At 56.8% G+C, this 26,995-nt stretch carries 22 protein-coding genes and 2 tRNA genes; 23 read left to right on the top strand and 1 reads right to left on the bottom strand.

Features of this window, described 5'->3' with window-relative positions; translation table 11 throughout:
• Positions 1-6: 6 nt before the first annotated feature.
• The 7 genes from grpE (at position 7) to greA (ending at position 10,041) form a co-directional block, all read left to right on the top strand.
• Entirely contained in the window at positions 7-561 is a 555-nt protein-coding gene (grpE, locus tag BLU25_RS11085; protein WP_016783450.1) for a nucleotide exchange factor GrpE, read from the top strand.
• 100 nt (positions 562-661) lie between these two features.
• Positions 662-2,578, top strand: coding sequence for a molecular chaperone DnaK (gene dnaK / locus BLU25_RS11080; RefSeq protein WP_016783449.1), 1,917 nt, complete (start codon positions 662-664; stop codon positions 2,576-2,578).
• A 319-nt stretch (positions 2,579-2,897) separates the two neighbouring features.
• A complete protein-coding gene (gene dnaJ, locus BLU25_RS11075) occupies positions 2,898-4,022 on the top strand; it encodes a molecular chaperone DnaJ (protein ID WP_016783448.1) in 1,125 nt (374 codons plus the stop codon).
• A gap of 10 nt (positions 4,023-4,032) precedes the next feature.
• A complete protein-coding gene (gene dapB, locus BLU25_RS11070; RefSeq protein ID WP_029611723.1) occupies positions 4,033-4,839 on the top strand; it encodes a 4-hydroxy-tetrahydrodipicolinate reductase in 807 nt (268 codons plus the stop codon).
• Between the two features lie 259 nt (positions 4,840-5,098).
• Positions 5,099-6,235: a glutamine-hydrolyzing carbamoyl-phosphate synthase small subunit gene (gene carA / locus BLU25_RS11065; protein ID WP_016783446.1), complete on the top strand. Its 1,137-nt coding sequence runs from the start codon at positions 5,099-5,101 to the stop codon at positions 6,233-6,235.
• 111 nt (positions 6,236-6,346) lie between these two features.
• Entirely contained in the window at positions 6,347-9,568 is a 3,222-nt protein-coding gene (gene carB / locus BLU25_RS11060; RefSeq protein WP_016783445.1) for a carbamoyl-phosphate synthase large subunit, read from the top strand.
• Entirely contained in the window at positions 9,565-10,041 is a 477-nt protein-coding gene (gene greA, locus BLU25_RS11055; RefSeq protein WP_016783444.1) for a transcription elongation factor GreA, read from the top strand. Before carB ends, greA begins: the two co-directional genes overlap by 4 nt.
• A 281-nt stretch (positions 10,042-10,322) precedes the next feature.
• Here the strand turns inward: greA and yhbY are convergent, their stop codons facing one another.
• Positions 10,323-10,631, bottom strand: coding sequence for a ribosome assembly RNA-binding protein YhbY (yhbY, locus tag BLU25_RS11050; protein WP_003439595.1), 309 nt, complete (start codon positions 10,629-10,631; stop codon positions 10,323-10,325).
• Between the two features lie 107 nt (positions 10,632-10,738).
• On the opposite strand from yhbY, the gene rlmE reads away from it, so the two are divergent.
• The 16 genes from rlmE (at position 10,739) to BLU25_RS10970 (ending at position 26,737) form a co-directional block, all read left to right on the top strand.
• The gene (gene rlmE / locus BLU25_RS11045) at positions 10,739-11,389 is read left to right on the top strand and encodes a 23S rRNA (uridine(2552)-2'-O)-methyltransferase RlmE (RefSeq protein ID WP_016783443.1); all 651 of its coding nucleotides are present in this window, start codon (positions 10,739-10,741) and stop codon (positions 11,387-11,389) included.
• A gap of 193 nt (positions 11,390-11,582) precedes the next feature.
• Entirely contained in the window at positions 11,583-13,490 is a 1,908-nt protein-coding gene (ftsH, locus tag BLU25_RS11040; protein ID WP_016783442.1) for an ATP-dependent zinc metalloprotease FtsH, read from the top strand.
• A gap of 8 nt (positions 13,491-13,498) precedes the next feature.
• The gene (gene folP / locus BLU25_RS11035) at positions 13,499-14,350 is read left to right on the top strand and encodes a dihydropteroate synthase (RefSeq protein ID WP_029611721.1); all 852 of its coding nucleotides are present in this window, start codon (positions 13,499-13,501) and stop codon (positions 14,348-14,350) included.
• Positions 14,351-14,366: 16 nt separating this feature from the next.
• Complete coding sequence (glmM, locus tag BLU25_RS11030) at positions 14,367-15,704, top strand: phosphoglucosamine mutase (RefSeq protein WP_016783440.1); 1,338 nt, start codon at positions 14,367-14,369, stop codon at positions 15,702-15,704.
• 66 nt (positions 15,705-15,770) lie between these two features.
• The gene (gene tpiA / locus BLU25_RS11025) at positions 15,771-16,526 is read left to right on the top strand and encodes a triose-phosphate isomerase (protein WP_029611720.1); all 756 of its coding nucleotides are present in this window, start codon (positions 15,771-15,773) and stop codon (positions 16,524-16,526) included.
• A 2-nt stretch (positions 16,527-16,528) separates the two neighbouring features.
• Positions 16,529-16,912 (top strand): preprotein translocase subunit SecG, encoded by a 384-nt coding sequence (gene secG, locus BLU25_RS11020; RefSeq protein WP_003439612.1) that lies wholly within the window; start codon positions 16,529-16,531, stop codon positions 16,910-16,912.
• Between the two features lie 29 nt (positions 16,913-16,941).
• Positions 16,942-17,027, top strand: a tRNA-Leu gene (locus BLU25_RS11015).
• 96 nt (positions 17,028-17,123) lie between these two features.
• A tRNA-Met gene (locus tag BLU25_RS11010) sits at positions 17,124-17,200 on the top strand.
• A 141-nt stretch (positions 17,201-17,341) separates the two neighbouring features.
• A complete protein-coding gene (gene rimP / locus BLU25_RS11005) occupies positions 17,342-17,800 on the top strand; it encodes a ribosome maturation factor RimP (RefSeq protein ID WP_016783438.1) in 459 nt (152 codons plus the stop codon).
• A 47-nt stretch (positions 17,801-17,847) separates the two neighbouring features.
• Positions 17,848-19,329 carry a transcription termination factor NusA gene (gene nusA / locus BLU25_RS11000; protein WP_016783437.1) on the top strand — a complete coding sequence of 494 codons (1,482 nt, stop codon included), beginning with the start codon at positions 17,848-17,850 and terminating at the stop codon, positions 19,327-19,329.
• Positions 19,330-19,356: 27 nt separating this feature from the next.
• Complete coding sequence (infB, locus tag BLU25_RS10995; protein ID WP_016783436.1) at positions 19,357-21,855, top strand: translation initiation factor IF-2; 2,499 nt, start codon at positions 19,357-19,359, stop codon at positions 21,853-21,855.
• Positions 21,856-22,013: 158 nt separating this feature from the next.
• A complete protein-coding gene (gene rbfA, locus BLU25_RS10990; protein ID WP_016783435.1) occupies positions 22,014-22,415 on the top strand; it encodes a 30S ribosome-binding factor RbfA in 402 nt (133 codons plus the stop codon).
• Positions 22,416-22,418: 3 nt separating this feature from the next.
• A complete protein-coding gene (gene truB / locus BLU25_RS10985) occupies positions 22,419-23,336 on the top strand; it encodes a tRNA pseudouridine(55) synthase TruB (RefSeq protein ID WP_016783434.1) in 918 nt (305 codons plus the stop codon).
• 162 nt (positions 23,337-23,498) lie between these two features.
• Positions 23,499-23,768, top strand: coding sequence for a 30S ribosomal protein S15 (gene rpsO, locus BLU25_RS10980; RefSeq protein ID WP_016783433.1), 270 nt, complete (start codon positions 23,499-23,501; stop codon positions 23,766-23,768).
• A gap of 222 nt (positions 23,769-23,990) precedes the next feature.
• Positions 23,991-26,096, top strand: coding sequence for a polyribonucleotide nucleotidyltransferase (pnp, locus tag BLU25_RS10975; RefSeq protein ID WP_016783432.1), 2,106 nt, complete (start codon positions 23,991-23,993; stop codon positions 26,094-26,096).
• 287 nt (positions 26,097-26,383) lie between these two features.
• Complete coding sequence (locus BLU25_RS10970; protein WP_016783431.1) at positions 26,384-26,737, top strand: BON domain-containing protein; 354 nt, start codon at positions 26,384-26,386, stop codon at positions 26,735-26,737.
• Positions 26,738-26,995: the final 258 nt, after the last annotated feature.

Raw genomic sequence — 26,995 nt, 5'->3', positions numbered from 1 at the left:
AAATCTATGGCAGACGAACAGACTATGGATACGCAGAACCAGGAAGCCGAAGTAGCTGGCGAAGATCTGGCAACCCGCGTGCAGGTGCTTGAAGAGCAGCTGGCAGCCGCTAACGATCAGGCTCTGCGCGTAGCTGCCGATCTGCAGAATGTTCGCCGTCGCGCCGAGCTGGATGTTGAGAAGGCGCACAAGTTTGCGCTGGAAAAGTTCGCTGGCGACCTGTTGCCGGTGATCGACAGCCTGGAGCGCGGTCTTGAATTGTCCAGTGCGGACGACGAGAACATTCGCCCGATGCGTGAAGGGATCGAGCTGACCCTGAAAATGTTCCAGGACACCCTGAAGCGTTACCAGTTGGAAGCGATTGATCCGCACGGCGAACCCTTCAATGCCGAGCATCACCAGGCGATGGCCATGCAGGAAAGCGCTGACGTGGAGCCAAACAGTGTGCTCAAGGTGTTTCAAAAAGGCTATCAGCTCAATGGTCGCTTGCTGCGCCCGGCTATGGTCGTAGTCAGCAAGGCGCCAGCGCCGGTTTCGCCATCGATTGACGAGCAGGCTTGAAATCGGCCGCAAGGCCCCCATTTAGAAGTCAAGCGTTAAGCAGTGCCGCAGTTGGTCATTACTGCTGCGGCAACAAAATTCAAATTTAGGGAGAGTAAACATGGGTAGAATTATCGGTATTGACCTCGGGACCACCAACTCGTGTGTGTCGGTTCTGGAAAACGGTAAAGCTAAAGTTATTGAAAACGCAGAAGGCGCGCGTACCACGCCGTCGATCGTTGCGTATGCCAATGATGGTGAAATTCTGGTTGGCCAGTCGGCCAAGCGTCAGGCAGTGACCAATCCGCATAACACCCTGTACGCGGTGAAGCGTCTGATCGGTCGTCGTTTTGACGAAGAAGTTGTACAGAAAGACATTCAGATGGTTCCGTACAAAATCGCCAAGGCTGACAACGGCGACGCTTGGGTTGAAGTGAACGGCCAGAAAATGGCTCCGCCACAAATCTCGGCTGAAATTCTGAAGAAAATGAAGAAAACCGCCGAAGACTACCTCGGCGAGCCAGTGACTGAAGCGGTGATTACCGTTCCGGCCTACTTCAACGACAGCCAGCGTCAGGCGACCAAAGACGCCGGCCGTATCGCGGGCCTGGACGTAAAACGCATCATCAACGAACCAACCGCAGCTGCTCTGGCTTACGGTATGGATAAAGCGAAAGGCGACCACACTGTCATCGTTTATGACCTGGGTGGCGGTACTTTCGACGTGTCGGTCATTGAAATTGCCGAAGTGGATGGCGAGCACCAGTTTGAAGTGCTGGCAACCAACGGTGACACGTTCCTGGGTGGTGAAGACTTTGACATCCGTCTGATCGACTACCTGGTTGATGAGTTCAAGAAAGAAAGCGGCATGAACCTCAAAGGTGACCCGCTGGCGATGCAGCGTCTGAAAGAAGCTGCGGAAAAAGCCAAGATCGAACTGTCTTCGAGCCAGTCGACTGACGTGAATCTGCCTTACATCACTGCAGATGCCACCGGTCCTAAGCACTTGAACGTGAAAATTTCGCGCGCCAAGCTGGAATCGCTGGTTGAAGACCTGGTTCAACGCACCATCGAGCCTTGCCGCATCGCGCTGAAAGACGCCGGTATCGACGTTGGTTCGATCAACGACGTGATCCTGGTCGGTGGCCAGACTCGTATGCCGCTGGTACAGAAGCTGGTAACCGAGTTCTTCGGCAAGGAAGCACGTAAAGACGTGAACCCGGACGAAGCTGTTGCAATGGGTGCTGCCATCCAGGGCGCGGTATTGGCCGGTGATGTTAAAGACGTTCTGTTGCTGGACGTGAGCCCGCTGACTCTGGGTATCGAAACCATGGGCGGCGTAATGACTGCCCTGATCGAGAAAAACACCACGATTCCTACCAAGAAATCGCAAGTGTTCTCGACTGCAGACGATAACCAGGGCGCAGTGACCATTCACGTGCTGCAAGGCGAGCGTAAGCAAGCCGCACAGAACAAGTCGTTGGGCAAGTTCGACCTGGCTGACATTCCACCTGCTCCACGTGGCGTGCCTCAGATCGAAGTGACCTTCGACATCGATGCCAACGGCATCCTGCACGTAAGTGCAAAAGACAAGGCGACTGGCAAGTCTCAGTCGATCGTGATCAAGGCTAACTCGGGTCTGTCCGAGGAAGAAATCGCCCAGATGGTTCGCGATGCCGAGATCAACGCTGAGGAAGACCGCAAGTTCGAAGAGCTGGCAGCTGCACGTAACCAGGGCGACGCACTGGTTCACTCGACTCGCAAAATGATCGTCGATGCTGGCGACAAAGTAACCGAGGAAGAGAAAGCTGCAATCGAAGCTGCTGTAGTTGCACTTGAAGCTGCTGTTAAAGGCGACGACAAGGCTGCTATCGAAGCCAAGGTTGAAGAGCTGTCCAAGGTGTCTGCTCCGGTTGCACAGAAAATGTACGCCGAGCAGGCGAACCCGGCAGACGCAGCGGCCAAGCCAGCTGATTCGGCTGAAAAAGCGGACGACGTTGTCGACGCTGAGTTCGAAGAAGTAAAAGACAACAAGTAATCAGCTTGTTTGTCGCCCGGTTGACCGCGCTTGTGCGGTGACTGGTAGGATGTCGCCGCGCGGGAGCTTGCTCCCGCGTTGGCGTGTCTGGAGTACCAGAATTTTTACAGCATGCGACAAGGTCGAATGCTGGCGGTTTGGCCTGGATCTTTCCTGTTTTCCGGCCTGAAGTAACCGCTCCTGGCGGCCAAAGCATTGGCTGTTAAACACAAACCTATATCGTTGAAAAGACGTGAGTCGGGTCTGATCCTTTCGGGCTTGGCGGGTTTGGCGAGGCTCGGGAGGGTTTTGTCGAACGTCCTTGAGAGTGCAAAGAATTATGGCAAAGCGCGACTATTACGAAATATTGGGTGTTGAACGCACCTCCACCGAGGTAGAGCTGAAGAAGGCCTATCGTCGCCTGGCGATGAAGCATCACCCGGACCGTAACCCGGATGACAAGGCTTCGGAAGAGCTGTTCAAAGAAGCCAACGAGGCTTACGAGGTTCTGTCGGATTCCAGCAAGCGTGCTGCCTACGATCAATACGGCCATGCCGGTGTTGATCCGCAAATGGGTGGTGGCGGTGCCGGCTTCGGCGGTCAGAACTTCTCCGATATTTTCGGTGATGTGTTCAGCGATTTCTTTGGCGGTGGTCGTGGCGGCTCCCGGGGCGGCGCGCAGCGTGGTAGCGATTTGCGCTATACGCTGGAGCTGGATCTGGAAGAGGCTGTGCGCGGTACCACGGTCAATATCCGCGTTCCTACGCTGGTCAATTGCAAGCCGTGTGACGGTTCGGGCGCCAAGAAGGGCTCTTCGCCGGTGACCTGTACCACCTGTGGCGGTATTGGCCAGGTGCGCATGCAGCAGGGCTTCTTCGCGGTTCAGCAGACTTGCCCGCGCTGTCACGGTCAAGGCAAGGTCATTTCTGATCCGTGCGAAAGCTGCCGCGGCGAAGGTCGCGTAGAAGAGTACAAGACCCTTTCCGTCAAAGTGCCTGCGGGCGTTGATACCGGTGATCGCATTCGTCTGTCGGGCGAAGGCGAGGCGGGCGTGCAGGGTGGGCCGACTGGCGACCTGTATGTGGTGATCGATGTACGCGAGCACGCGATTTTCCAGCGCGATGGCAAGCATCTGTTCTGTGAAGTGCCGATCAACTTTGCTGACGCTGCGCTGGGCGCTGAAATTGAAGTGCCGACCCTGGATGGCCGGGTCAAGCTGAAAATTCCGGAAGGTACGCAAAGCGGCAAGCAGTTCCGTTTGCGTGGCAAAGGCGTGGCCCCGGTACGCGGTGGCGGTGCAGGCGATTTGATGTGCCGCGTAGTGATCGAAACCCCGGTTAAACTGAGCCGTCGTCAGCGCGAGCTGATGGAAGAGTTCCGTACCACGCTGGAAGGCGATAGCAGCCATTCGCCAAACGCCACTGGCTGGTTTGAAGGCGTTAAGCGTTTTTTCGGCGACCTCTAAGGAGCGGTAGATGCGACGTATAGCTGTGATGGGCGCTGCCGGGCGCATGGGCAAGACCTTGATCGATGCGGTGCAGCAGCGTTCGCCAGTGTGCGGGCTGACAGCGGCCATCGTGCGTCCGGGCAGCTCCCTGGTGGGGGCTGATGCCGGTGAGCTGGCTTCTATCGGGCGCATCGGCGTGCCGCTGTCCGAAAGCCTGCAAGCGGTCGCGGCTGATTTCGACGTGCTGATCGACTTCACCCTGCCTGAAGTGATGCTCGCCAACCTGGCGGTGTGTCGCAAATTGGGCAAGGCGATGGTGATCGGCACCACGGGGCTGAATGCCGAGCAAAAGCAGTTGCTGGTCGAAGCTGGCCAGGATATCGCGATTGTCTTTGCTTCCAACTTCAGTGTCGGCGTCAATCTGTCGTTCAAGCTGCTGGACATGGCGGCGCGGGTGATGGGTGAAGATGCCGATATCGAAATCATCGAGGCCCATCACCGGCACAAGGTCGACGCCCCTTCGGGCACGGCGATGCGCATGGGCGAGGTGATTGCCGATGCGTTGGGTCGTGATCTGCAAAAGGTTGCGGTCTATGGCCGCGAAGGCCATACCGGCGCCCGCGAGCGTGAAACTATCGGTTTCGCCACTGTGCGCGGCGGTGATGTGGTGGGTGACCACACCGTGTTGTTCGCCACTGAAGGTGAGCGCCTGGAAATCACCCACAAGGCATCGAGCCGCATGACCTTTGCCAAGGGCGCTGTTCGTGCTGCCTTGTGGCTGCAAGGGCGTGAGCCTGGCCTGTATGACATGCAGGATGTGCTCGACCTGCGTTGAGTTAACTCTGTAAAATCGGGCTGTTGGCGCGCCAGTAGCCCGATTTTTAACCGCTAAGCGATGTTCTGTCGCATTCCCCTGTCTTTTAGACTCTTTAGCGGTAGACCAAAAAAGCCTTTTTCTGTAAGCTACAGCTTTAGTGTGTCCACTAAAAGCGCGCAGATAATTCGATGAAGAAGCGGGGTGACGTGTCCATACGTCACTCCGCTTTTTTACAACCTGCGATCGCCCTTTCAGGCTTTATTTACGGGAGGTCTTCTTGACTAAGCAAGCCATACTCGCCCTCGCTGATGGCAGCATTTTTCGCGGCGAAGCCATTGGGGCCGACGGTCAAACCGTTGGTGAGGTGGTGTTTAACACCGCAATGACTGGCTACCAGGAGATCCTGACGGATCCTTCCTACGCTCAGCAAATCGTGACCCTGACTTACCCGCATGTTGGCAACACCGGTACTACCCCGGAAGACGCCGAGTCTGATCGTGTCTGGTCCGCAGGTCTGGTAATCCGTGATCTGCCGCTGGTTGCTAGCAACTGGCGCAACACCATGTCGCTGGCCGACTACCTGAAAACCAACAATGTTGTGGCCATCGCCGGTATCGACACTCGCCGCCTGACGCGCATCCTGCGTGAGAAAGGCGCGCAGAACGGTTGCATCATGGCGGGCGACAACATTTCTGAAGAAGCTGCCATCGCAGCTGCTCGCGGCTTCCCGGGCCTGAAAGGCATGGATCTGGCGAAAGTCGTCAGCACCGAAAAAGCCTACGAGTGGCGCTCCAGCGTCTGGAACCTGGCTACCGACAGTCACCCGACCATCGAAGCCAGCGAGCTGCCTTACCATGTGGTCGCTTATGACTACGGCGTAAAGTGGAACATCCTGCGCATGCTGGTTGAGCGCGGCTGCCGCGTGACCGTGGTGCCTGCGCAAACTCCGGCCAGCGACGTTCTGGCACTCAACCCGGACGGCGTGTTCCTGTCCAACGGCCCGGGTGACCCTGAGCCATGCGACTACGCGATCACTGCAATCAAGCAAGTACTGACCACCGAGATTCCGGTTTTCGGTATCTGCCTGGGCCACCAGCTGCTGGCCCTGGCTTCCGGCGCCAAGACCGTGAAAATGGGTCATGGCCATCACGGTGCTAACCACCCGGTCCAGGATCTGGACACCGGTGTTGTGATGATCACCAGCCAGAACCACGGTTTTGCGGTAGACGAAGCGAGCTTGCCAGCCAATGTGCGCGCCATCCACAAGTCGCTGTTCGACGGCACCCTGCAAGGTATCGAGCTGACCGACAAGAGTGCTTTCAGCTTCCAGGGTCACCCTGAAGCAAGCCCGGGCCCGAACGACGTTGCACCGCTGTTCGATCGCTTCATCAATGAGATGGCCAAGCGCCGTTAATCAGCCTTCTGTTTGCGCCCTGTGGCGGCCCCGAGCTTCGGTGGCCCCCGGGGGCATCACAAAACTGATTGACAGCTTGCCGACTGACCTGCGGATTTGAGTGACAAACCCATGCCAAAACGTACAGACATAAAAAGCATCCTGATTCTCGGCGCTGGCCCGATCGTTATCGGCCAGGCCTGTGAATTCGACTACTCCGGCGCCCAGGCCTGTAAAGCCCTGCGCGAAGAGGGTTACCGCGTCATCCTGGTGAACTCCAACCCGGCCACCATCATGACCGACCCGGACATGGCCGACGCCACCTACATCGAGCCGATCAAATGGCAGACCGTTGCCAAGATCATCGAAAAAGAGCGTCCGGATGCACTGCTGCCAACCATGGGCGGCCAGACTGCTCTGAACTGCGCACTGGATCTGGAGCGCGAAGGCGTTCTGGAGAAGTTCGGCGTAGAGATGATCGGCGCCAACGCTGACACCATCGACAAAGCTGAAGACCGTTCGCGTTTCGACAAGGCGATGAAGTCCATCGGCCTGGACTGCCCGCGCTCCGGTATTGCCCACAGCATGGAAGAGGCCAATGCGGTCCTCGAAAAACTGGGCTTCCCGTGCATCATTCGTCCGTCCTTCACCATGGGCGGCACCGGTGGCGGTATTGCCTACAACCGTGAAGAATTCGAAGAAATCTGTACGCGTGGTCTGGACCTGTCGCCAACCAAAGAGCTGCTGATCGACGAATCCCTGATCGGCTGGAAAGAGTACGAGATGGAGGTTGTCCGCGACAAAAAGGACAACTGCATCATCGTTTGCTCGATCGAAAACTTCGACCCGATGGGCGTGCACACTGGTGACTCGATCACCGTTGCTCCGGCACAGACCCTGACGGACAAGGAATACCAGATCATGCGTAACGCCTCCCTGGCGGTACTGCGTGAGATCGGCGTTGAAACCGGCGGTTCCAACGTTCAGTTCGGTATTTGCCCGGACACCGGCCGTATGGTCGTGATCGAGATGAACCCGCGTGTATCGCGTTCGTCGGCGCTGGCATCGAAAGCCACCGGCTTCCCGATTGCGCGTATCGCTGCCAAGCTGGCGATCGGTTACACCCTGGACGAGCTGCAAAACGAAATCACCGGTGGCGCCACACCAGCGTCCTTCGAGCCGTCCATCGACTACGTTGTGACCAAGCTGCCGCGCTTCGCTTTCGAGAAGTTCGCCAAGGCTGACGCCCGTTTGACCACACAGATGAAATCTGTGGGTGAAGTCATGGCTATCGGCCGGACTTTCCAGGAATCCCTGCAAAAGGCCCTTCGCGGTCTGGAAGTGGGTGTAAGCGGTCTTGATCCAAAGCTGGACCTGAGCAACCCGGAAAGCATGGCCGTGCTCAAGCGCGAGCTGACCGTGCCGGGCGCCGAGCGTATCTGGTACGTTGCTGACGCGTTCCGCGCCGGCATGACCGTTGAAGATATCTTCGGCATGAACATGATCGACCCTTGGTTCCTGGTACAGATCGAAGATCTGATCAAGGACGAAGCAAAGATCAAGACCATGGCGCTGACATCGATCGATCGCGATGCCATGTACCGCTTCAAGCGCAAGGGCTTCTCCGACGCGCGCCTGGCCGTGTTGCTGGGTGTGACCGAGAAGAACCTGCGTCGCCACCGTCACAAGCTGGAAGTGTTCCCGGTCTACAAGCGTGTTGACACCTGCGCGGCCGAGTTCGCCACCGACACCGCCTACATGTACTCCACCTATGAGGAAGAGTGCGAAGCCAACCCTTCGGATCGTGACAAGATCATCATCCTGGGTGGCGGCCCGAACCGTATCGGTCAGGGCATCGAGTTCGACTACTGCTGCGTTCACGCCGCTCTGGCACTGCGTGCCGACGGTTACGAGACCATCATGGTCAACTGCAACCCGGAAACCGTGTCCACCGACTTCGATACCTCGGATCGTCTGTACTTCGAATCCGTAACCCTGGAAGACGTGCTGGAAATCGTCCGCGTCGAGAAGCCAAAAGGCGTGATCGTCCAGTACGGCGGCCAGACTCCGCTGAAACTGGCGCGTGCCCTGGAAGAGGCCGGCGTGCCGATCATCGGTACCAGCCCTGACGCCATCGACCGTGCCGAAGACCGTGAGCGCTTCCAGCAGATGGTCGAGCGCCTGAACCTGCGTCAGCCGCCTAACGCCACTGTGCGCAGCGAAGACGAAGCCATTCGTGCCGCTGGCAAGATCGGTTACCCGCTGGTGGTTCGTCCTTCCTACGTGTTGGGCGGCCGTGCGATGGAAATCGTTTACGAAGAAGACGAACTCAAGCGCTACCTGCGTGACGCAGTGAAAGTATCCAACGACAGCCCGGTGCTGCTGGACCACTTCCTCAACTGCGCCATCGAAATGGACGTGGACGCTGTCTGCGACGGTACTGATGTGGTGATCGGCGCGATCATGCAGCACATCGAACAGGCTGGCGTTCACTCCGGTGACTCCGCGTGCTCGCTGCCGCCGTACTCGCTGCCGCTGCACATCCAGGACGAGATGCGCGAGCAGGTCAAGAAAATGGCTCTGGAGTTGGGCGTTGTCGGCCTGATGAACGTGCAATTGGCTCTGCAGGGCGAAGATATCTACGTGATCGAAGTGAACCCGCGTGCATCGCGTACCGTTCCTTTCGTCTCCAAGTGCATCGGTGTTTCCCTGGCAATGATCGCGGCTCGCGTGATGGCCGGTAAAACCCTGAAGGAAATCGGTTTCACTAAAGAAATCATTCCTAACTTCTACAGCGTGAAAGAGGCGGTCTTCCCGTTCGCCAAATTCCCTGGCGTTGACCCGATTCTCGGCCCAGAGATGAAGTCCACCGGTGAAGTAATGGGCGTGGGCGATACCTTCGGCGAAGCCTTTGCCAAGGCCCAGATGGGTGCAAGCGAAGTGCTGCCGACTGGCGGTACTGCTTTCATCAGCGTACGCGACGACGACAAGCCACTGGTTGCCGGTGTTGCCCGCGACCTGATCAACCTGGGCTTTGAAATTGTTTCGACCGTTGGCACTGCCAAGTTCATCGAAGCGGCTGGCCTTAAAGTGCGCCGCGTGAACAAGGTGACCGAAGGTCGTCCGCACGTTGTCGACATGATCAAGAACGACGAAGTAACCTTGATCATCAACACCACCGAAGGTCGTCAGTCTATTGCTGACTCCTATTCCATTCGCCGCAACGCGCTGCAGCACAAGATCTACTGCACCACGACTATTGCTGCTGGCGAAGCGATCTGCGAAGCGCTTAAATTCGGTCCTGAAAAAACCGTACGTCGCTTGCAGGATCTACACGCAGGATTGAAGGCATGATCAAGTACCCAATGACGGTCCAGGGCGCCAAAGCCCTGGAAGAAGAGCACGCACATCTGACCAAGGTTGTTCGTCCCAAGCTGAGCCAGGACATCGGCACGGCGCGTGAGCTGGGCGACCTTAAAGAAAACGCTGAATACCATGCTGCCCGCGAGCAGCAGGGTATGGTTGAGGCGCGTATCCGTGACATCGAAGGCCGCATGCAGAACGCGGTGATCATCGATGTAACGACGATTCCTCATACCGGCAAAGTGATTTTCGGCACCACGGTCGAGATCGCCAACGTTGAGACTGACGAAAGCGTGACCTACCAGATCGTCGGTGAAGATGAGGCTGACTTCAAGCTCGGCAAGATCTCCGTGGGTTCGCCACTGGCCCGTGCCTTGATTGCCAAGGAAGAGGGTGATGTGGTGGCGGTGAAAACACCGGGCGGCGTCATTGAGTACGAAATTGTTAAAGTAAGTCACATCTAAGAACGGCGCCCGCAGTGTGCGGGCGCACTTCTTTGGCGGCCGGCCCGGTTGTTCCGGGTTGGTGGCCTGTGGTTGTTGCACACAGAATTGTTTGCCGGTGCTGGCCGCAATGCGGTTGGCAGCGTAGTACGTTGAAGTGGCAAGTAGCAGGTGAGGGGAGTGGTGCGTTGGGCGTCTCTGGCTGCCTGATGCGTTGCGCGGGCAGTTCTTGCATGACTCTCGGGCTTTGGCCCTGGAAGAGTTTCAGGGCGCGCCAGGCGCACCCTTGACCCTTGTCGACATCACTTGAAGCGATGGATGTTCGACAGTTGCTTGTTTACATTGACGTTCTTGCGGTACAGAAGCGCCATTTTGCCGATAACCTGTACCAGTTCCGCTTTGCCTGCCTTGCACAGTTCTGCAATGGCCTCCAGGCGGGATTCGCGATCCAGGATGTTGACTTTGATTTTAATCAGCTCGTGATCGCCCAATGCGCGTTCGAGTTCGGCTAAAACACCTTCAGTCAAACCATTGTCAGCCACAGTCAAAACTGGTTTCAGATGGTGGCCAATGGATTTGTACTGTTTCTTCTGCTCTTGAGTGAGCGGCATAATCTGACCCCTGTGTCTGATCTTGTAAAAAGCGGCGGCCAGTTTACCCGAGCGAGTCCCAGACCGCCCAGTTAATCACGACCCGTTTAAAATTTTTGAGGTGGCCCGTGGCCCGTTCCAAGACTAGCCTTAACTGGCTGAAAGAACATTTCAACGACCCGTACGTCAAAATGGCGCAAAAAGACGGGTATCGCTCCCGCGCCAGCTACAAATTGCTGGAGATCCAGGAGCGCGACAAGCTGATTCGTCCCGGCATGACCGTTATCGACCTTGGCGCAGCCCCGGGTGGCTGGTCGCAGGTGACCAGTCGTCTGATCGGTGGTCAGGGGCGTTTGATTGCTTCCGACATCCTGGACATGGACAGCATCCCTGATGTGACCTTCATCAAGGGCGACTTTACCGAGGACGCCGTGCTTGCACAGATCCTCGAGGCCGTCGGAAATACACAAGTAGACCTTGTGATTTCAGATATGGCCCCCAATATGAGTGGATTGGCAGCTGTCGATATGCCGCGGGCAATGTTTCTGTGCGAATTGGCACTGGACCTTGCCGGTCGCGTCCTACGTCCAGGTGGTGATTTTCTGATCAAGGTTTTCCAGGGTGAAGGCTTCGACCAGTACCACAAGGACATTCGCAAGCTGTTTGACAAGGTACAGATGCGCAAGCCGTCTTCGTCGCGAGACAGGTCCCGCGAGCAGTATTTGCTGGGTCGCGGCTTCCGCGGTGTTGAAGGTTCGGCCAGTGATGAACGTCTGTAACAAGGGCGATAGATTTTTTTGAATCGCTTTACAGATCTGGCATAACGAATATTGTGTAGGCAAAGTTTCACAAAGGGTTACAGACGGAGCCTGCAAGGGTTGTAGGCAATGTAGTAAGTTATGCCGGTGAATATCATGCGAAGCACGCTTCAGTAGCGGGGCTTGTGCTTCAGAGGGTAGCTAATTGAACGATATGGCAAAGAATCTGATCCTGTGGTTGATCATCGCCGCTGTCCTGGTGACAGTGATGAACAACTTCTCCAGTCCAAACGAGCCACAAACCCTCAACTATTCCGACTTCATCCAGCAAGTTAAGGATGGCAAGGTCGAGCGCGTTGCCGTGGATGGCTACGTGATTACCGGCAAACGCAGCGATGGCGATACCTTCAAGACCATCCGTCCGGCTATTCAGGACAACGGTTTGATCGGCGACCTGGTGGATAACCATGTCACCGTTGAAGGCAAATTGCCTGAGCAACAAAGCATCTGGACCCAGTTGCTGGTTGCCAGCTTCCCGATCCTGGTGATCATCGCGGTCTTCATGTTCATGATGCGCCAGATGCAGGGCGGTGCCGGCGGTAAAGGCGGCCCGATGAGCTTTGGCAAGAGCAAGGCGCGGCTGCTGTCGGAAGACCAGGTCAAGACGACCCTGGCTGACGTGGCAGGTTGCGATGAAGCCAAGGAAGAAGTGGGCGAGCTGGTTGAGTTCCTGCGTGATCCGGGCAAGTTCCAGCGCCTGGGTGGTCGCATTCCGCGTGGTGTGCTGATGGTGGGGCCACCGGGTACCGGTAAAACCCTGATCGCCAAGGCGATTGCGGGTGAGGCCAAGGTGCCGTTCTTCACCATCTCCGGTTCCGACTTTGTTGAAATGTTCGTGGGCGTTGGCGCCAGCCGCGTGCGTGACATGTTTGAGCAGGCCAAGAAACACGCTCCTTGCATCATCTTTATCGATGAGATCGATGCGGTCGGTCGTCACCGTGGCAACGGTATGGGCGGCGGTCATGACGAGCGCGAGCAGACCCTTAACCAGTTGCTGGTTGAGATGGATGGCTTTGAGATGAACGACGGCATCATCGTGATTGCCGCCACCAACCGTCCTGACGTACTTGACCCGGCGCTGCTGCGTCCAGGTCGTTTTGACCGTCAGGTCGTGGTGGGCTTGCCGGACATTCGTGGCCGCGAGCAGATTCTCAAGGTGCACATGCGTAAAGTGCCAATGGGCGATGATGTCCAGCCTGCCGTTATTGCACGTGGTACGCCGGGCTTCTCGGGTGCCGACCTGGCCAACCTGGTCAACGAGGCTTCCCTGTTCGCAGCGCGAACCGGCAAGCGTGTTGTTGAAATGAAAGAGTTCGAGCTGGCCAAGGACAAGATCATGATGGGCGCCGAGCGCAAATCGATGGTCATGTCGGATAAAGAAAAGCGCAACACGGCCTATCACGAAGCGGGTCACGCTATCGTGGGTCGCGTAGTGCCTGAGCATGATCCGGTCTACAAGGTGTCGATCATTCCTCGTGGCCGCGCCCTGGGCGTGACCATGTTCCTGCCGGAAGAAGATCGCTACAGCCTGTCCAAGCGTGCGCTGATCAGCCAGATCTGCTCGCTGTACGGTGGCCGTATCGCTGAAGAGATGACCCTGGGTTTCGACGGTGTGACCACCGGCGCTTCCAACGACATCATGCGAGCCAGCCAGATTGCCCGCAACATGGTGACCAAGTGGGGCTTGTCCGAGAAGCTCGGCCCGCTGATGTATGCCGAGGACGAAGAGTCCTACCTGGGTCGTGGTGGCGGTCAGTCTGCAAACGTATCGGGCGAGACAGCCAAGCTGATCGACTCCGAAGTGCGCAGCATCATTGACCAGTGCTACAACACGGCCAAGCAGATCCTCACAGAAAACCGCGACAAGCTGGATGCAATGGCTGACGCGTTGATGAAGTACGAAACGATCGATGCCGATCAGATCGACGACATCATGGCGGGTCGTCCGCCACGCGAGCCTCGTGACTGGGAAGATGGCAACTCGGGTACCCCGACTGCCCCTACGCTGGATAAAACCGAGCGCCCGGAAACACCTATCGGCGGCCCTGCTGCTGATCAATAAGGCTTGAAATGACTTCTGTTCAGTCCTCAACCCGGTTGCCTTGCGGCAACCGGGTTCTTGATTTGGCCCATACGCATGTTATGGGTATCCTCAATGTCACCCCTGATTCCTTTTCCGATGGCGGCCGCTTCGCACCGCTGGACGCGGCTCTGCGCCATGCAGAGGCGATGGTGTTGGCCGGTGCGACCCTGATTGATGTTGGTGGCGAGTCAACCCGCCCTGGAGCGCCTGTGGTCTCCCCGCAGGCGGAACTCGACCGGGTCGCGCCGGTTGTCGAGCGTATCGCTCGGGAACTGGATGTGATTATTTCGGTCGATACATCCGCGCCAATGGTCATGACCGAGGTTGCGCGCCTTGGCGCAGGGTTGATCAATGACGTGCGCTCGCTGCGCCGTGAAGGGGCCTTGCAGGCTGCAGCAGCCACCGGCTTGCCGGTGTGTCTGATGCATATGCTCGGCGAGCCCGGTGACATGCAGGACAATCCCCGCTACGAAGATCTGGTCGGCGAGGTGTCGGCGTTTCTGGCTGACAGCATGGTGCGTTGTGCAGCAGCAGGCATCGGGCCTGAGCGCATCGTGCTGGACCCGGGGTTTGGTTTTGCCAAAACCTTGCAGCACAATTTGAGCCTGTTCAAGCATATGGAGGCCCTGCATGCACTGGGTCGGCCTTTGCTGGTGGGCGTGTCACGTAAAAGCATGGTCGGGCAGACACTGAACCGGCCAGTTGCGGAGCGGCTCTATGGCAGCCTGGCTCTTGCGGCATTGGCGATGACCAAGGGCGCGCGTATTTTGCGTGTCCATGATGTTGCCGAAACAGTTGATGTGGTACGGATGATCGCAGCGGTAGATGCCGCCGACTAAGAATGATGGAGCACTTATGACAAAGAAGTATTTTGGCACCGACGGTATTCGTGGTCGGGTCGGCGTTTATCCGATTACCCCTGACTTTATGCTCAAGTTGGGCTGGGCAGCGGGCATGGCGTTTCGCAGCAAGGGTGCTTGCCGCATCCTGGTAGGCAAGGACACGCGTATTTCGGGCTACATGTTTGAATCGGCCCTTGAGGCCGGTTTGTCGGCTGCCGGGGCGGATGTGATGCTGCTGGGGCCTATGCCCACGCCGGCCATTGCCTACCTGACCCGTACCTTCCATGCGGAAGCGGGCATCGTGATCAGCGCTTCGCACAACCCCCATGACGATAATGGCATCAAGTTCTTTTCCGGCGAGGGCACCAAGCTGCCTGACGACGTTGAACTGATGATCGAAGAGTTGCTGGATGCGCCGATGACGGTTGTCGACTCCGACAAGCTCGGCAAGGTCTCGCGGATCAATGATGCGCCGGGTCGTTATATCGAATTTTGCAAAAGCAGCGTGCCAAGCAGCACCAAATTCAGCGGCATGAAGATTGTTCTCGATTGCGCCCACGGTGCGACCTACAAGGTTGCGCCAAGTGTTTTCAAGGAGCTGGGTGCTCAAGTCGTTGTACTGTCGGCTCAGCCTGATGGCCTGAACATCAACGAAAACTGCGGTTCGACCCATATGGGTCAGTTGCAGGCGGCCGTGGTGGCTGAAGGTGCGGACCTGGGTATTGCCTTTGATGGCGACGGCGACCGGGTATTGATGGTTGACCATGCCGGTGCCGTGGTCGATGGCGATGAGCTGTTGTTTATCATTGCCCGTGACTTGCATGAGCGTGGCAAATTGCAGGGTGGTGTTGTCGGTACCCTGATGAGCAACCTTGGCCTTGAGCTGGCATTGGCTGACCTGGGTATTGAGTTCGTGCGCGCCAATGTGGGCGACCGTTATGTGATCGCGGCCCTGCAAGAGCGTAACTGGCTGGTAGGGGGTGAAAACTCCGGGCATATCGTGTGCTTCCAGCACACCACGACGGGCGATGCGATCATTGCGGCGCTGCAGGTGCTGCTGTCCTTGCGTCGTCGCGAAGAAAGCCTGGCCCAGTCGCGCCAGGCGCTACGCAAGTGCCCGCAAGTGTTGCTGAATGTTCGTTTTGCTGGCGGTGTCAATCCGGTTGAGCATCCCGAGGTCAAGGCGGCGTGCGCGCGAGTGACGGCGGCCATGAACGGTCGTGGTCGCGTGTTGCTGCGCAAGTCTGGAACAGAGCCTCTGGTGCGTGTCATGGTCGAAGGTGATGACGAAAACATGGTTCGCGGCTACGCCGAAGAGCTGGCAAAACTGGTAAGTGAAGTTTGTTCCTGAATTCGGCTTGCCAGCTTTGATTTGGTTGGGTAACATCTGCGCCCACTTTGACCGACGAGGTAAAGCATGCGTCGCACTATGGTAGCTGGTAACTGGAAGATGCACGGTACCCGCGCCAGCGTCGCTGAGCTGATCGACGGTCTGCGTGGTCTGGTCCTGCCAAACGATGTTGATGTTGCAGTATTTCCGCCTCAGCTGTTTATTGATCGTGTTATCAATGGCTTGCAAGGCGCAGCGATTTCGGTCGGTGCTCAGGATGCTGCGGTGGAGTCGGGGCAGGGCGCGCTGACTGGTGAGGTTTCCTCTAGCCAGTTGGCAGACGCAGGTTGCAAGCTGGTGCTTGTGGGGCACTCTGAACGCCGCCTGATTCTGGGTGAGCAGGATGAGACACTCAACCGCAAGTTTGCAGCGGCCCAAGCCTCTGGCTTGACGCCAGTGCTGTGCATAGGGGAGACCCTGGAGCAGCGCGAAGCGGGACAAACGCTTGAAGTGGTAGAGCGTCAGCTGAATGCCGTGATTGACGAGTTTGGCATCGATGCTTTTGTAAATGCCGTGATTGCATACGAGCCGGTCTGGGCCATTGGCACCGGGCTGACCGCATCGCCACAGCAAGCGCAAGATGTGCATGCGGCCATTCGCGCACAGCTGGCGCAAAAGAATTCTGAAGTGGCACAAGGTGTGCGGCTTCTATACGGCGGCAGCGTGAAGGCGGCCAATGCGGTCGAACTGTTCAGCATGCCGGATATCGATGGGGGACTCATTGGTGGGGCTTCCCTGAATGCAGATGAGTTCGGTGCGATCATTCGTGCCGCAGGAAACTGAAAATGCTGGATAACGTCGTAACTGTGTTTCATCTGTTGACAGCATTGGGTGTGATTGCCCTGGTTTTGCTGCAACAGGGCAAGGGAGCGGATGCTGGAGCATCTTTCGGCGCAGGTGCATCAAATACTGTGTTCGGAAGCCAAGGTTCCTCTACCTTTCTTAGTAAGTTTACTGCTATACTTGCCGCAGGTTTTTTCATAACCAGCTTAGGGTTAGGTTACTTTGCTAAAGAGAAAGCTGAACAGCTGACTCAAGTAGGTTTGCCAAACCCAGCGGTGTTGGAAGTGCCAGTGCAAAAACCGGCTTCAGATGATGTTCCGGTGCTTCAAGAGCAAAAGTCGGCAACTCCTGCGACTGACGTACCTCCAGCTCAAGAGCAAAAGTAAAACGGGTTTCATGATGTAAACGTTGTATTGCCGAGGTGGTGGAATTGGTAGACACGCAACCTTGAGGTGGTTGTGCCCATAGGGTGTAGGGGTTCGAGTCCCCTTCTCGGTACCAATTATCAAGAATGCCCGCAGTAGCGGGCTTTCTTGTATGTGGAAGGTTAGATTGACCCGTCAAGGGATCAACCGTATACTTCCGCTCCAGCTTTGTCGCGGGATGGAGCAGTCTGGTAGCTCGTCGGGCTCATAACCCGAAGGTCGTCGGTTCAAATCCGGCTCCCGCAACCAGTTTCAGCGGAGCCCCTTTTCAGGGGCTTTTTGTTAGCTGGACACTTTATAGCGTCGGTATTCAACGACGTTTCAGAGATGGGCGCTTCGCCCATTTTTTCATTTTGCACAGCATGCACAAACATGCACTAGGGGGTTCAGGTGTCGAGCAAGCTAGAACAGTTGCAGGACTTGTTGGCCCCGGTGGTCGTGGCCCTTGGCTATGAATGCTGGGGTATTGAATTTTCGGCTCAAGGCCGCCATTCAATGTTGCGTGTGTATATCGACAAGGAAGGCGGCGTACTGGTGGATGACTGCGCAATCGTGAGTCGTCAGATCAGCGGCGTTCTGGATGTCGAAGATCCTATCGCTGTTGAATACACCCTTGAAGTTTCTTCTCCTGGCATGGAACGCCCACTGTTCACGCTTGAACAGTTTGCCCAATTTGTCGGTGAGCAAGTGAAGATCAAGCTGCGCTCGCCTTTTGAAGGGCGACGTAACTTTCAGGGCCTTCTGCGCGGCGTAGAAGAGCAGGACATCGTGGTGCAGGTTGAAGACCATGAGTTCCTGTTGCCGATCGATATGATCGACAAGGCCAACATTATTCCCAGTTTTGACTGAGACGCGGATCCCGCGGATCCAATGGCTTGCGAAAGGCGAGGCGTACGATGAGCAAAGAAGTACTGCTGGTTGTTGAGTCGGTGTCCAATGAAAAGGGCGTACCGGCAAACGTTATTTTTGAAGCGCTGGAGCTGGCTCTGGCCACCGCTACTAAAAAGCGTTTTGAAGACGAAGTCGAACTGCGTGTGGAAATCAATCGCCACACCGGTAACTATGAGACTTTCCGTCGCTGGACTGTGGTCGAAGACGAAGATCTGGATGATCCAGCATACGAGTTGGCTGTAGACCAGGCCCAGGCGAAACAGCCAGGCGCGAAAGCCGGCGATATTATCGAAGAGAAAATCGATTCTATCGAATTCGGTCGGATTGCTGCACAGACGGCCAAACAGGTCATCGTGCAAAAAGTTCGCGAAGCCGAGCGTGCTCAAGTAGTCGATGCCTATCGTGAGCGTCTGGGCGAAATCATTTCCGGCACCGTTAAAAAGGTGACCCGCGACAATGTGATCGTTGACCTGGGTAACAACGCTGAAGCGTTGCTGGCCCGTGAAGACATCATTTCGCGTGAGACTTTCCGTGTTGGTGTACGCCTTCGCGCATTGCTCAAGGAAATCCGCACTGAAAACCGCGGTCCTCAGCTGATCCTGTCGCGTACTGCGCCAGAGATGCTGATCGAACTGTTCCGCATTGAAGTGCCAGAAATCTCCGAAGGCCTGATCGAAGTGATGGCGGCCTCCCGCGATCCTGGATCACGCGCTAAAATAGCCGTTCGCTCGAAAGACAAGCGCATTGATCCGCAAGGTGCCTGCATCGGTATGCGCGGTTCGCGCGTCCAGGCAGTGTCCGGCGAATTGGGCGGAGAGCGAGTGGATATCGTCCTTTGGGATGACAACCCGGCGCAGTTCGTGATCAACGCAATGTCGCCAGCAGAAGTGGCGGCTATTATCGTCGACGAAGATGCCCATGCAATGGACATCGCCGTTGGCGCAGACAATCTGGCCCAGGCGATTGGTCGCGGCGGTCAGAACGTACGTCTGGCCAGCCAGTTGACCGGCTGGACCCTGAACGTGATGACCGAATCGGACATCCAGGCCAAGCAGCAAGCAGAAACCGGCGATATCCTGCGCAACTTCATCGAAGAGCTGGAAGTTGATGAAGACCTGGCGCAGGTACTGGTTGATGAAGGCTTTACTAGCCTGGAAGAGATTGCCTACGTACCGGTGGAGGAAATGCTCAACATCGATGGCTTTGACGAAGATACCGTCAACGAGCTTCGCGCTCGCGCCAAGGATCGACTGTTGACTAAAGCCATCGCTACTGAGGAAAAGCTGGCAGACGCCCATCCGGCCGAAGACCTGCTCTCGCTTGAGGGTATGGACAAGGATTTGGCGATGGAACTGGCGGTGCGCGGCGTAATTACCCGCGAAGACCTGGCCGAGCAGTCTATTGACGACCTGCTCGACATCGACGGCATTGACGATGATCGTGCCGGCAAGTTGATCATGGCCGCCCGAGCCCATTGGTTCGAGTAATTAGGCGCGGCCTGAGGAGAGAAATGCATGACGCAAGTCACGGTGAAACAACTGGCCGATGAGGTCAAAACACCGGTTGAGCGCCTGTTGCAGCAGATGCGTGAGGCAGGTCTGCCGCACAACGCCGCCGAGCAGAATGTAACCGATAGTGAGAAGCAGGCTCTGCTGACTCACCTGAAAAGCAGCCACAAGGCTAAAGTGGAAGAACCGCGCAAGATCACTTTGCAGCGTAAAACCACCAGTACCCTGCGTGTAGCTGGCAGCAAAAGCATCAGCGTTGAAGTACGCAAGAAGAAAGTCTTCGTACAGCAAAGCCCGGAAGAAATCGAAGCCGAGCGCAAACGTGAGATGGATGAACGTCGTGCAGTAGAAAATGCCGCACGTCAAAAGGCTGAAGAAGAGTCCAAGCGTCGCGCCGAAGAAGAAGCGCGCCGCCAGCCTGCATCTGCTCCTGTTGCAGCTCCGGCCGCTGCAGCGCCTGCACCTGTGCAAGCCGCAGCGCCAGCACCGGCTCCAGCCGCTGATGCACGCAAGCGTGACGAACAGCGTCGCCCGGACAAACCACGCGCAGACGACAACAATCGTCGCGGCAGTGGTGACGGCGATCGCAAAAACGCTCCGCATCGTGCCTCGGTTAAAGAAAAAGCACCGACTCCACGTGTTGCTCCGCGTACTTCCGACGAAGAAAGCGACAGCTTCCGTCGCGGTGGTCGTGGCAAGGGCAAGCTGAAGAAGCGCAACGCTCACGGTTTCCAGAGCCCAACCGGCCCTGTAGTTCGTGACGTGCAGATTGGCGAGACCATCACTGTCGGCGATTTGGCTGCACAGATGTCGGTCAAGGCTGCCGAAGTCATCAAGTTCATGTTCAAGCTGGGTACTCCAGCGACCATCAACCAGGTACTGGATCAGGAAACTGCCCAACTGGTTGCTGAAGAACTGGGCCACAAAGTGACTCTGGTCAGCGACAACGCCCTGGAAGATTCCCTGGCCGAGTCCCTGAAGTTCGAAGGCGAGTCGTTCTCCCGTGCTCCGGTTGTGACCGTAATGGGCCACGTTGACCACGGTAAAACGTCCCTGCTCGACTACATCCGTCGTGCCAAGGTAGCTGCTGGCGAAGCCGGTGGTATTACTCAGCACATCGGTGCATACCACGTTGAAACCGAACGCGGCATGGTCACGTTCCTCGACACCCCGGGTCACGCTGCGTTTACCGCAATGCGTGCTCGTGGTGCCAAGGCAACTGACATCGTGATTCTGGTTGTGGCTGCAGACGACGGCGTAATGCCGCAGACCATCGAAGCTGTTCAGCATGCGAAAGCCGCTGGCGTGCCGCTGGTTGTTGCAGTGAACAAGATCGACAAGCCAGGTGCTGACCTCGATCGCATTCGTAGCGAACTGTCCGTTCACGGCGTGACGTCGGAAGAGTGGGGTGGTGACACTCCGTTTGTTTCGGTCTCGGCGAAAATGGGTACTGGCGTTGACGAACTGCTCGAAGCCGTATTGCTGCAAGCCGAAGTTCTGGAACTCAAGGCAACTCCATCGGCTCCAGGCCGTGGCGTAGTGGTTGAGTCCCGTCTGGACAAAGGCCGTGGCCCTGTTGCAACCGTTCTGGTTCAAGACGGTACCCTGCGCCAAGGCGACATGGTTCTGGTCGGTTCCAACTACGGCCGCATTCGCGCCATGCTCGACGAGAACGGCAAGCCTATCAAGGAAGCCGGTCCATCCATCCCTGTCGAGATCCTCGGCCTGGACGGTACGCCAGATGCTGGCGACGAGATGAGCGTAATGACCGACGAGAAGAAGGCGCGTGAAGTTGCCCTGTTCCGTCAAGGCAAGTTCCGCGAAGTGAAACTGGCGCGTGCTCACGCAGGCAAGCTGGAAAACATCTTCGAGAACATGGGCCAGGAAGAGAAGAAGACGCTTAACATCGTCCTCAAATCTGACGTCCGTGGTTCGTTGGAAGCTCTGCAGGGCGCTCTGAGCGGCCTGGGTAACGACGAAGTGCAAGTGCGCGTAGTGGGCGGCGGTGTCGGTGGTATCACCGAGAGCGACGCTAACCTGGCACTGGCCTCCAACGCTGTACTGTTTGGCTTCAACGTGCGTGCCGATGCCGGCGCTCGCAAGATTGTCGAGCAGGAAGGCCTGGACATGCGTTACTACAACGTCATCTACGACATCATCGAAGACGTCAAGAAAGCCCTTACCGGCATGCTTGGCAGCGACGTTCGGGAGAACATCCTGGGTATTGCTGAAGTCCGTGACGTGTTCCGCTCGCCGAAGTTTGGCGCGGTTGCAGGTTGCATGGTGCTGGAAGGTGTTGTTCACCGTAACCGTCCAATCCGCGTACTGCGTGAAGACATCGTTATCTACGAAGGCGAGCTGGAATCCCTGCGTCGCTTCAAGGATGACATGTCCGAAGTGCGTGCCGGCATGGAATGCGGTATCGGCGTCAAGAGCTACAACGACGTTAAAGTCGGTGACAAGATCGAAGTGTTCGAGAAGGTCCAGGTTGCTCGCAGCCTCTAAATCGCGAGCCTCAAGAGCGAGGACGAGCCAGCGCATGCATTTGCGCAGCGCTCGGCCTGGACTCTAAACGCAACGCCCGGTCCGGCTTCTGTCAGGCCGGGCGTTTGCCGCTTTCAGAACGCATGGGTTTCCCATGGGTGAGTAACAGGTAACAAGACATGGCAAAAGAATATAGCCGTACCCAACGTATCGGCGATCAGATGCAGCGCGAGCTGGCACAGCTGATCCGTCGCGAAGTCAAAGACCCGCGCGTGGGTCTGGTCACCATTACTGCTGTTGAAGTCAGCCGTGACGTCGGTCACGCCAAGATCTTCATCACCGTAATGGGGCAGGACAGCGCTGAAGATATCGCCCAGAGCATCAAGGTGCTGAACTCGGCAGCGGGTTTCCTGCGCATGCAACTGGCGCGTGAAATGAAGCTGCGCAGCGTTCCGCAGTTGCACTTCCACTACGATGAAAGCGTCGTGCGTGGTGCTCATCTGTCCGCCTTGATCGAGCGTGCAGTGGCTGAAGACAATCAGCACCCTGAAACCACTGCTCCCGAAGACACCAAGGAGTAACCGGTGGCTCAGGTCAAGCGTATCCGTCGTAACGTCAGCGGCATCATCCTGCTGGACAAGCCACTTGGGTTCACCTCCAACGCGGCCCTGCAGAAAGTCCGCTGGCTGCTCAATGCCGAGAAGGCAGGGCACACCGGTAGCCTCGATCCATTGGCCAGCGGTGTATTGCCGCTGTGCTTTGGCGAAGCCACCAAGTTTTCGCAATACCTGCTCGATTCCGACAAGGGTTATGAAACCCTGATGCAATTGGGCAAGACCACCACCACGGCAGACGCTGAAGGCGAGGTTTTGCAGACGCGTCCGGTGACCGTTGGTCGCGCCGATATTGAAGCTGTTTTACCCAAGTTTCGTGGGCAAATCAGTCAGATACCGCCGATGTACTCTGCGCTCAAGCGTGACGGACAGCCGCTTTACAAGCTGGCCCGTGCAGGCGAAGTGGTGGAGCGTGAACCACGTTCTGTTACTATTACCCGCCTCGAATTGCTGGCCAGCGAAGGCGACACTGCGCGCTTGGCCGTCGACTGCACCAAAGGCACCTATATCCGTACCCTTGTGGAAGATATCGGTGAGCAATTGGGCTGCGGGGCATACGTTGCAGAACTGCGTCGTACACACGCCGGACCTTTCAGCCTGGCCCAGACGGTTACGCTGGAAGAACTGGAAGCGGTGCATGCCGAAGGCGGCAATGAAGCGGTCGACCGCTTCCTGATGCCATCGGACAGTGGCCTGCTCGACTGGCCGTTGCTGCACTTCTCCGAAGCCAGCGCGTTCTACTGGCTCAACGGCCAGCCAGTACGTGCTCCGGATGCTCCGAAGTTCGGCATGGTGCGGGTACAAGATCACAACGGTCGCTTTATCGGTATCGGTGAAGTGAGCGAAGACGGGCGCATTGCGCCGCGTCGATTGATTCGGTCGGAATGACCGGAGCCAGGCTGCATCGGGGTGTAATATTTCCGGCGCAGACTGGAACGAGGGTGGCTGTTATTGGGCACGGTCACATCTCACATTTAAATACGAGGATTTGTCCTCGGCCCATTGGATCTGTCTTGTTCGCAAGCAGGCCCTAATTGAAAGGAAAGCCAAATGGCACTTACAGTTGAACACAAAGCAGAAATCGTAAAAGACTACCAGCAAGCTCCAGGTGATACAGGTTCTCCAGAAGTGCAGGTTGCACTGCTGACCTTTAACATCAACACGCTGCAAGGTCACTTCAAAGCTAACAGCAAAGATCACCACTCCCGTCGTGGTCTGATCCGCATGGTAAACCAGCGTCGCAAGCTGCTGGACTACCTCAAAGGCAAGAACGTTGAGCGTTACAAAGCGCTGATCGCTCGCCTGGGTCTGCGTCGCTAATAGCGATGTTGCTAGAGGCTGGTTGTCTGTCGCACGTTTGCGGGTTTCCCGCAGGCGTGGGGCCGGCTTCCAGCCTCAAGTTTTATCTGGACTAGCCGGATTCTTACGAAAACTGCCACGGGGCTGTTTTCGTAAGCATCCTGAGTCGGGTTGATACCCGATGTTGCACATGACTTTCGCAAGAAACCCGTTCCCCAAGAGCCACAAAGAAGGTAGGACACCGTGAACCCGGTTATCAAAAAATTTCAGTTCGGTCAGTCGACCGTTACTCTCGAGACTGGCCGTATCGCCCGTCAAGCTTCCGGCGCAGTATTGGTCACCGTTGACGACGACGTCAGCGTATTGGTGACTGTGGTCGGCGCCAAGCAAGCTGATCCAGGCAAGGGCTTCTTCCCTCTGTCGGTTCACTACCAGGAAAAAACCTACGCTGCAGGTAAAATCCCTGGCGGTTTCTTCAAGCGTGAAGGTCGCCCTTCCGAGAAAGAAACCCTGACTTCGCGACTGATCGACCGTCCGATCCGTCCGCTGTTCCCAGAAGGCTTCATGAACGAAGTGCAGGTTGTCTGCACCGTTCTGTCCACCAGCAAGAAAACCGATCCGGACGTCGCTGCGATGATCGGTACTTCGGCTGCCCTGGCCATCTCCGGCATTCCTTTCGATGGCCCGATCGGCGCAGCCCGCGTTGCTTACCACGAAAGCACCGGCTACCTGCTGAACCCGACTTACGAGCAACTGGCTGCCTCCAGCCTGGACATGGTCGTTGCCGGTACCTCGGAAGCTGTATTGATGGTTGAATCGGAAGCCAAAGAGCTGACCGAAGACCAGATGCTGGGCGCCGTACTGTTCGCCCACGACGAATTCCAGGTGGTTATCCAGGCTGTCAAAGAGCTGGCTGCCGAAGCTGCCAAACCAACCTGGGACTGGGCTGCTGCCCCGGAAGCAACCGCACTGCTGGGCGCTATCCGTGCCGAGTTCGGCGAAGCGATCTCCCAGGCTTACACCATCACCGTCAAGGCCGACCGTTACGCTCGCCTGGGCGAGTTGAAGGATCAGGTTGTTGCCAAGCTGTCCGGTGAAGAAGGCCAGCCTTCTGCCAGCGAAGTCAAAGCGGCTTTCGGCGAAATCGAATACCGCACCGTTCGCGAAAACATCGTTAACGGCAAGCCGCGTATCGATGGCCGTGACACCAAGACTGTTCGCCCTCTGAACATCGAAGTCGGCGTTCTGCCAAAGACCCACGGTTCGGCCCTGTTCACCCGTGGTGAAACTCAGGCGCTGGTTGTTGCTACTCTGGGTACTGCGCGTGACGCACAACTGCTGGACACCCTGGAAGGCGAGAAAAAAGACCCGTTCATGCTGCACTACAACTTCCCTCCGTTCTCGGTAGGTGAGTGTGGTCGCATGGGTGGCGCTGGTCGTCGCGAAATCGGTCACGGCCGTCTGGCCCGTCGTTCGGTTCAGGCCATGCTGCCTGCTGCTGACGTGTTCCCGTACACCATCCGTGTTGTATCGGAAATCACTGAATCCAACGGTTCCAGCTCGATGGCATCGGTTTGCGGTGCTTCCCTGGCACTGATGGACGCTGGTGTGCCGATGAAGGCACCGGTTGCCGGTATCGCCATGGGTCTGGTTAAGGAAGGCGAGAAATTCGCAGTTCTGACCGACATCCTGGGTGACGAAGACCACCTGGGCGACATGGACTTCAAAGTAGCGGGTACCGCCAAAGGTGTTACCGCGCTGCAGATGGACATCAAGATCAAGGGCATCACCGAAGAAATCATGGAGATCGCACTGGGCCAGGCCCTGGACGCTCGCCTGAACATCTTGGGCCAGATGAACCAGATCATTGCCGTTTCGCGCAATGAGCTGTCGGCCAACGCGCCGACCATGATCGCAATGAAGATCGACACCGACAAAATCCGTGATGTTATCGGTAAAGGCGGCGCGACCATCCGTGCAATCTGTGAAGAAACCAAGGCTTCGATCGATATCGAAGACGACGGTTCGATCAAGATTTTCGGCGAATCCAAGGAAGCAGCAGAAGCAGCGCGTCAGCGCGTTCTGGGCATCACCGCGGAAGCCGAGATCGGCAAGATCTATGTGGGCAAGGTTGAGCGTATCGTCGACTTCGGCGCATTCGTAAACATCCTGCCGGGCAAAGACGGCCTGGTTCACATCTCCATGCTGAGCGACGCTCGCGTAGAGAAAGTGACTGACATTCTGAAAGAAGGTCAGGAAGTGGAAGTACTGGTACTGGACGTGGACAACCGCGGCCGTATCAAGCTGTCCATCAAGGACGTTGCTGCTGCGAAGGCTTCGGAAGCTTAATAGCCGCCGATACCTGCGTTGAAAAAGGACCCTGCGGGGTCCTTTTTTTATGGCTGCAGTAAAGTCGGCGCCAAAGGGCCATATGCCATGAGTCGAAAGCCGCAAGTTGCATGCAGAATTAACCGACGCCATGCATTTTGCACGACGGGTTAAAAATGATGAATTTATAAGTTGTTGTTTTGTAAGGGTTTATTTGTTTTTTGAAGTTGGCACGCGCCCTGCAATAGTACTGATAACCCTGCTGCTGCAAGACAGCGCAGACTCTAAAGAAGACAGGAGTTACTCGTATGAAGAAGTTCGCTATCGCTGCCGCAACTGCCACCGCTCTGACCCTGACTATGGCCAACGCTGCATTTGCTGCCCAGGCGACCACCCAGGCACCTATGGTGGTGGCTGCAGGCGAAGTAACCAAAGCCAAGGAAGCTACTTCTGATACCTGGATCACTACCAAGGTCAAAGCCGACCTGGTGACTGAAAAAGGCATTCCAGGTACAGACATCAAGGTTGAAACCAACAAGGGTGTAGTTTCCCTGTCCTCGATGGTGCCGGTGACTTCAGCTCAAAAAGACATCGCAGTGTCCATCGCCAAGAAAATCAAAGGCGTCAAAGCTGTATCGGCTGATGGCCTGAAAGCCGAATAAGGCATCCTTTCTCGTAGAACCGGGGGAACAAGGATCAGCAGGTGATTCAAGCAGTACGCCTGCCGACATTGTTGAAAAGGTTCATGCGACGGCCACACGGATGTGGCCATTACAGCCCCCGGCGTTCTGCGCCGGGGGCTGTTCTATTTGGGATCGGGGGTTACGAAAGTCCGCGTAGCAGCTGCCGAAGGAACGAGGCTGCGTTCGGCGGCGGAGCCGTCGCAAAACCATACACCCCCGTTGCTTCTGGCAAACCGC

The organism is Pseudomonas fragi (assembly GCF_900105835.1).
Taxonomy (GTDB): domain Bacteria; phylum Pseudomonadota; class Gammaproteobacteria; order Pseudomonadales; family Pseudomonadaceae; genus Aquipseudomonas; species Aquipseudomonas fragi.
Note: the sequence above shows the minus strand (reverse complement) of the source record. Positions and strands in the feature narration are given on the sequence as shown.

What these genes read in the sequence shown, in the direction of transcription:
- grpE (WP_016783450.1), top strand. Translation starts at nt 7, where the DNA reads ATGGCAGACGAACAGACTATGGATACGCAGAACCAGGAAGCCGAAGTA.
- dnaK (WP_016783449.1), top strand. Translation starts at nt 662, where the DNA reads ATGGGTAGAATTATCGGTATTGACCTCGGGACCACCAACTCGTGTGTG.
- dnaJ (WP_016783448.1), top strand. Translation starts at nt 2,898, where the DNA reads ATGGCAAAGCGCGACTATTACGAAATATTGGGTGTTGAACGCACCTCC.
- dapB (WP_029611723.1), top strand. Translation starts at nt 4,033, where the DNA reads ATGCGACGTATAGCTGTGATGGGCGCTGCCGGGCGCATGGGCAAGACC.
- carB (WP_016783445.1), top strand. Translation starts at nt 6,347, where the DNA reads ATGCCAAAACGTACAGACATAAAAAGCATCCTGATTCTCGGCGCTGGC.
- greA (WP_016783444.1), top strand. Translation starts at nt 9,565, where the DNA reads ATGATCAAGTACCCAATGACGGTCCAGGGCGCCAAAGCCCTGGAAGAA.
- yhbY (WP_003439595.1), bottom strand. Translation starts at nt 10,631, where the DNA reads ATGCCGCTCACTCAAGAGCAGAAGAAACAGTACAAATCCATTGGCCAC.
- ftsH (WP_016783442.1), top strand. Translation starts at nt 11,583, where the DNA reads ATGGCAAAGAATCTGATCCTGTGGTTGATCATCGCCGCTGTCCTGGTG.
- folP (WP_029611721.1), top strand. Translation starts at nt 13,499, where the DNA reads ATGACTTCTGTTCAGTCCTCAACCCGGTTGCCTTGCGGCAACCGGGTT.
- glmM (WP_016783440.1), top strand. Translation starts at nt 14,367, where the DNA reads ATGACAAAGAAGTATTTTGGCACCGACGGTATTCGTGGTCGGGTCGGC.
- tpiA (WP_029611720.1), top strand. Translation starts at nt 15,771, where the DNA reads ATGCGTCGCACTATGGTAGCTGGTAACTGGAAGATGCACGGTACCCGC.
- secG (WP_003439612.1), top strand. Translation starts at nt 16,529, where the DNA reads ATGCTGGATAACGTCGTAACTGTGTTTCATCTGTTGACAGCATTGGGT.
- nusA (WP_016783437.1), top strand. Translation starts at nt 17,848, where the DNA reads ATGAGCAAAGAAGTACTGCTGGTTGTTGAGTCGGTGTCCAATGAAAAG.
- infB (WP_016783436.1), top strand. Translation starts at nt 19,357, where the DNA reads ATGACGCAAGTCACGGTGAAACAACTGGCCGATGAGGTCAAAACACCG.
- rbfA (WP_016783435.1), top strand. Translation starts at nt 22,014, where the DNA reads ATGGCAAAAGAATATAGCCGTACCCAACGTATCGGCGATCAGATGCAG.
- rpsO (WP_016783433.1), top strand. Translation starts at nt 23,499, where the DNA reads ATGGCACTTACAGTTGAACACAAAGCAGAAATCGTAAAAGACTACCAG.
- BLU25_RS10970 (WP_016783431.1), top strand. Translation starts at nt 26,384, where the DNA reads ATGAAGAAGTTCGCTATCGCTGCCGCAACTGCCACCGCTCTGACCCTG.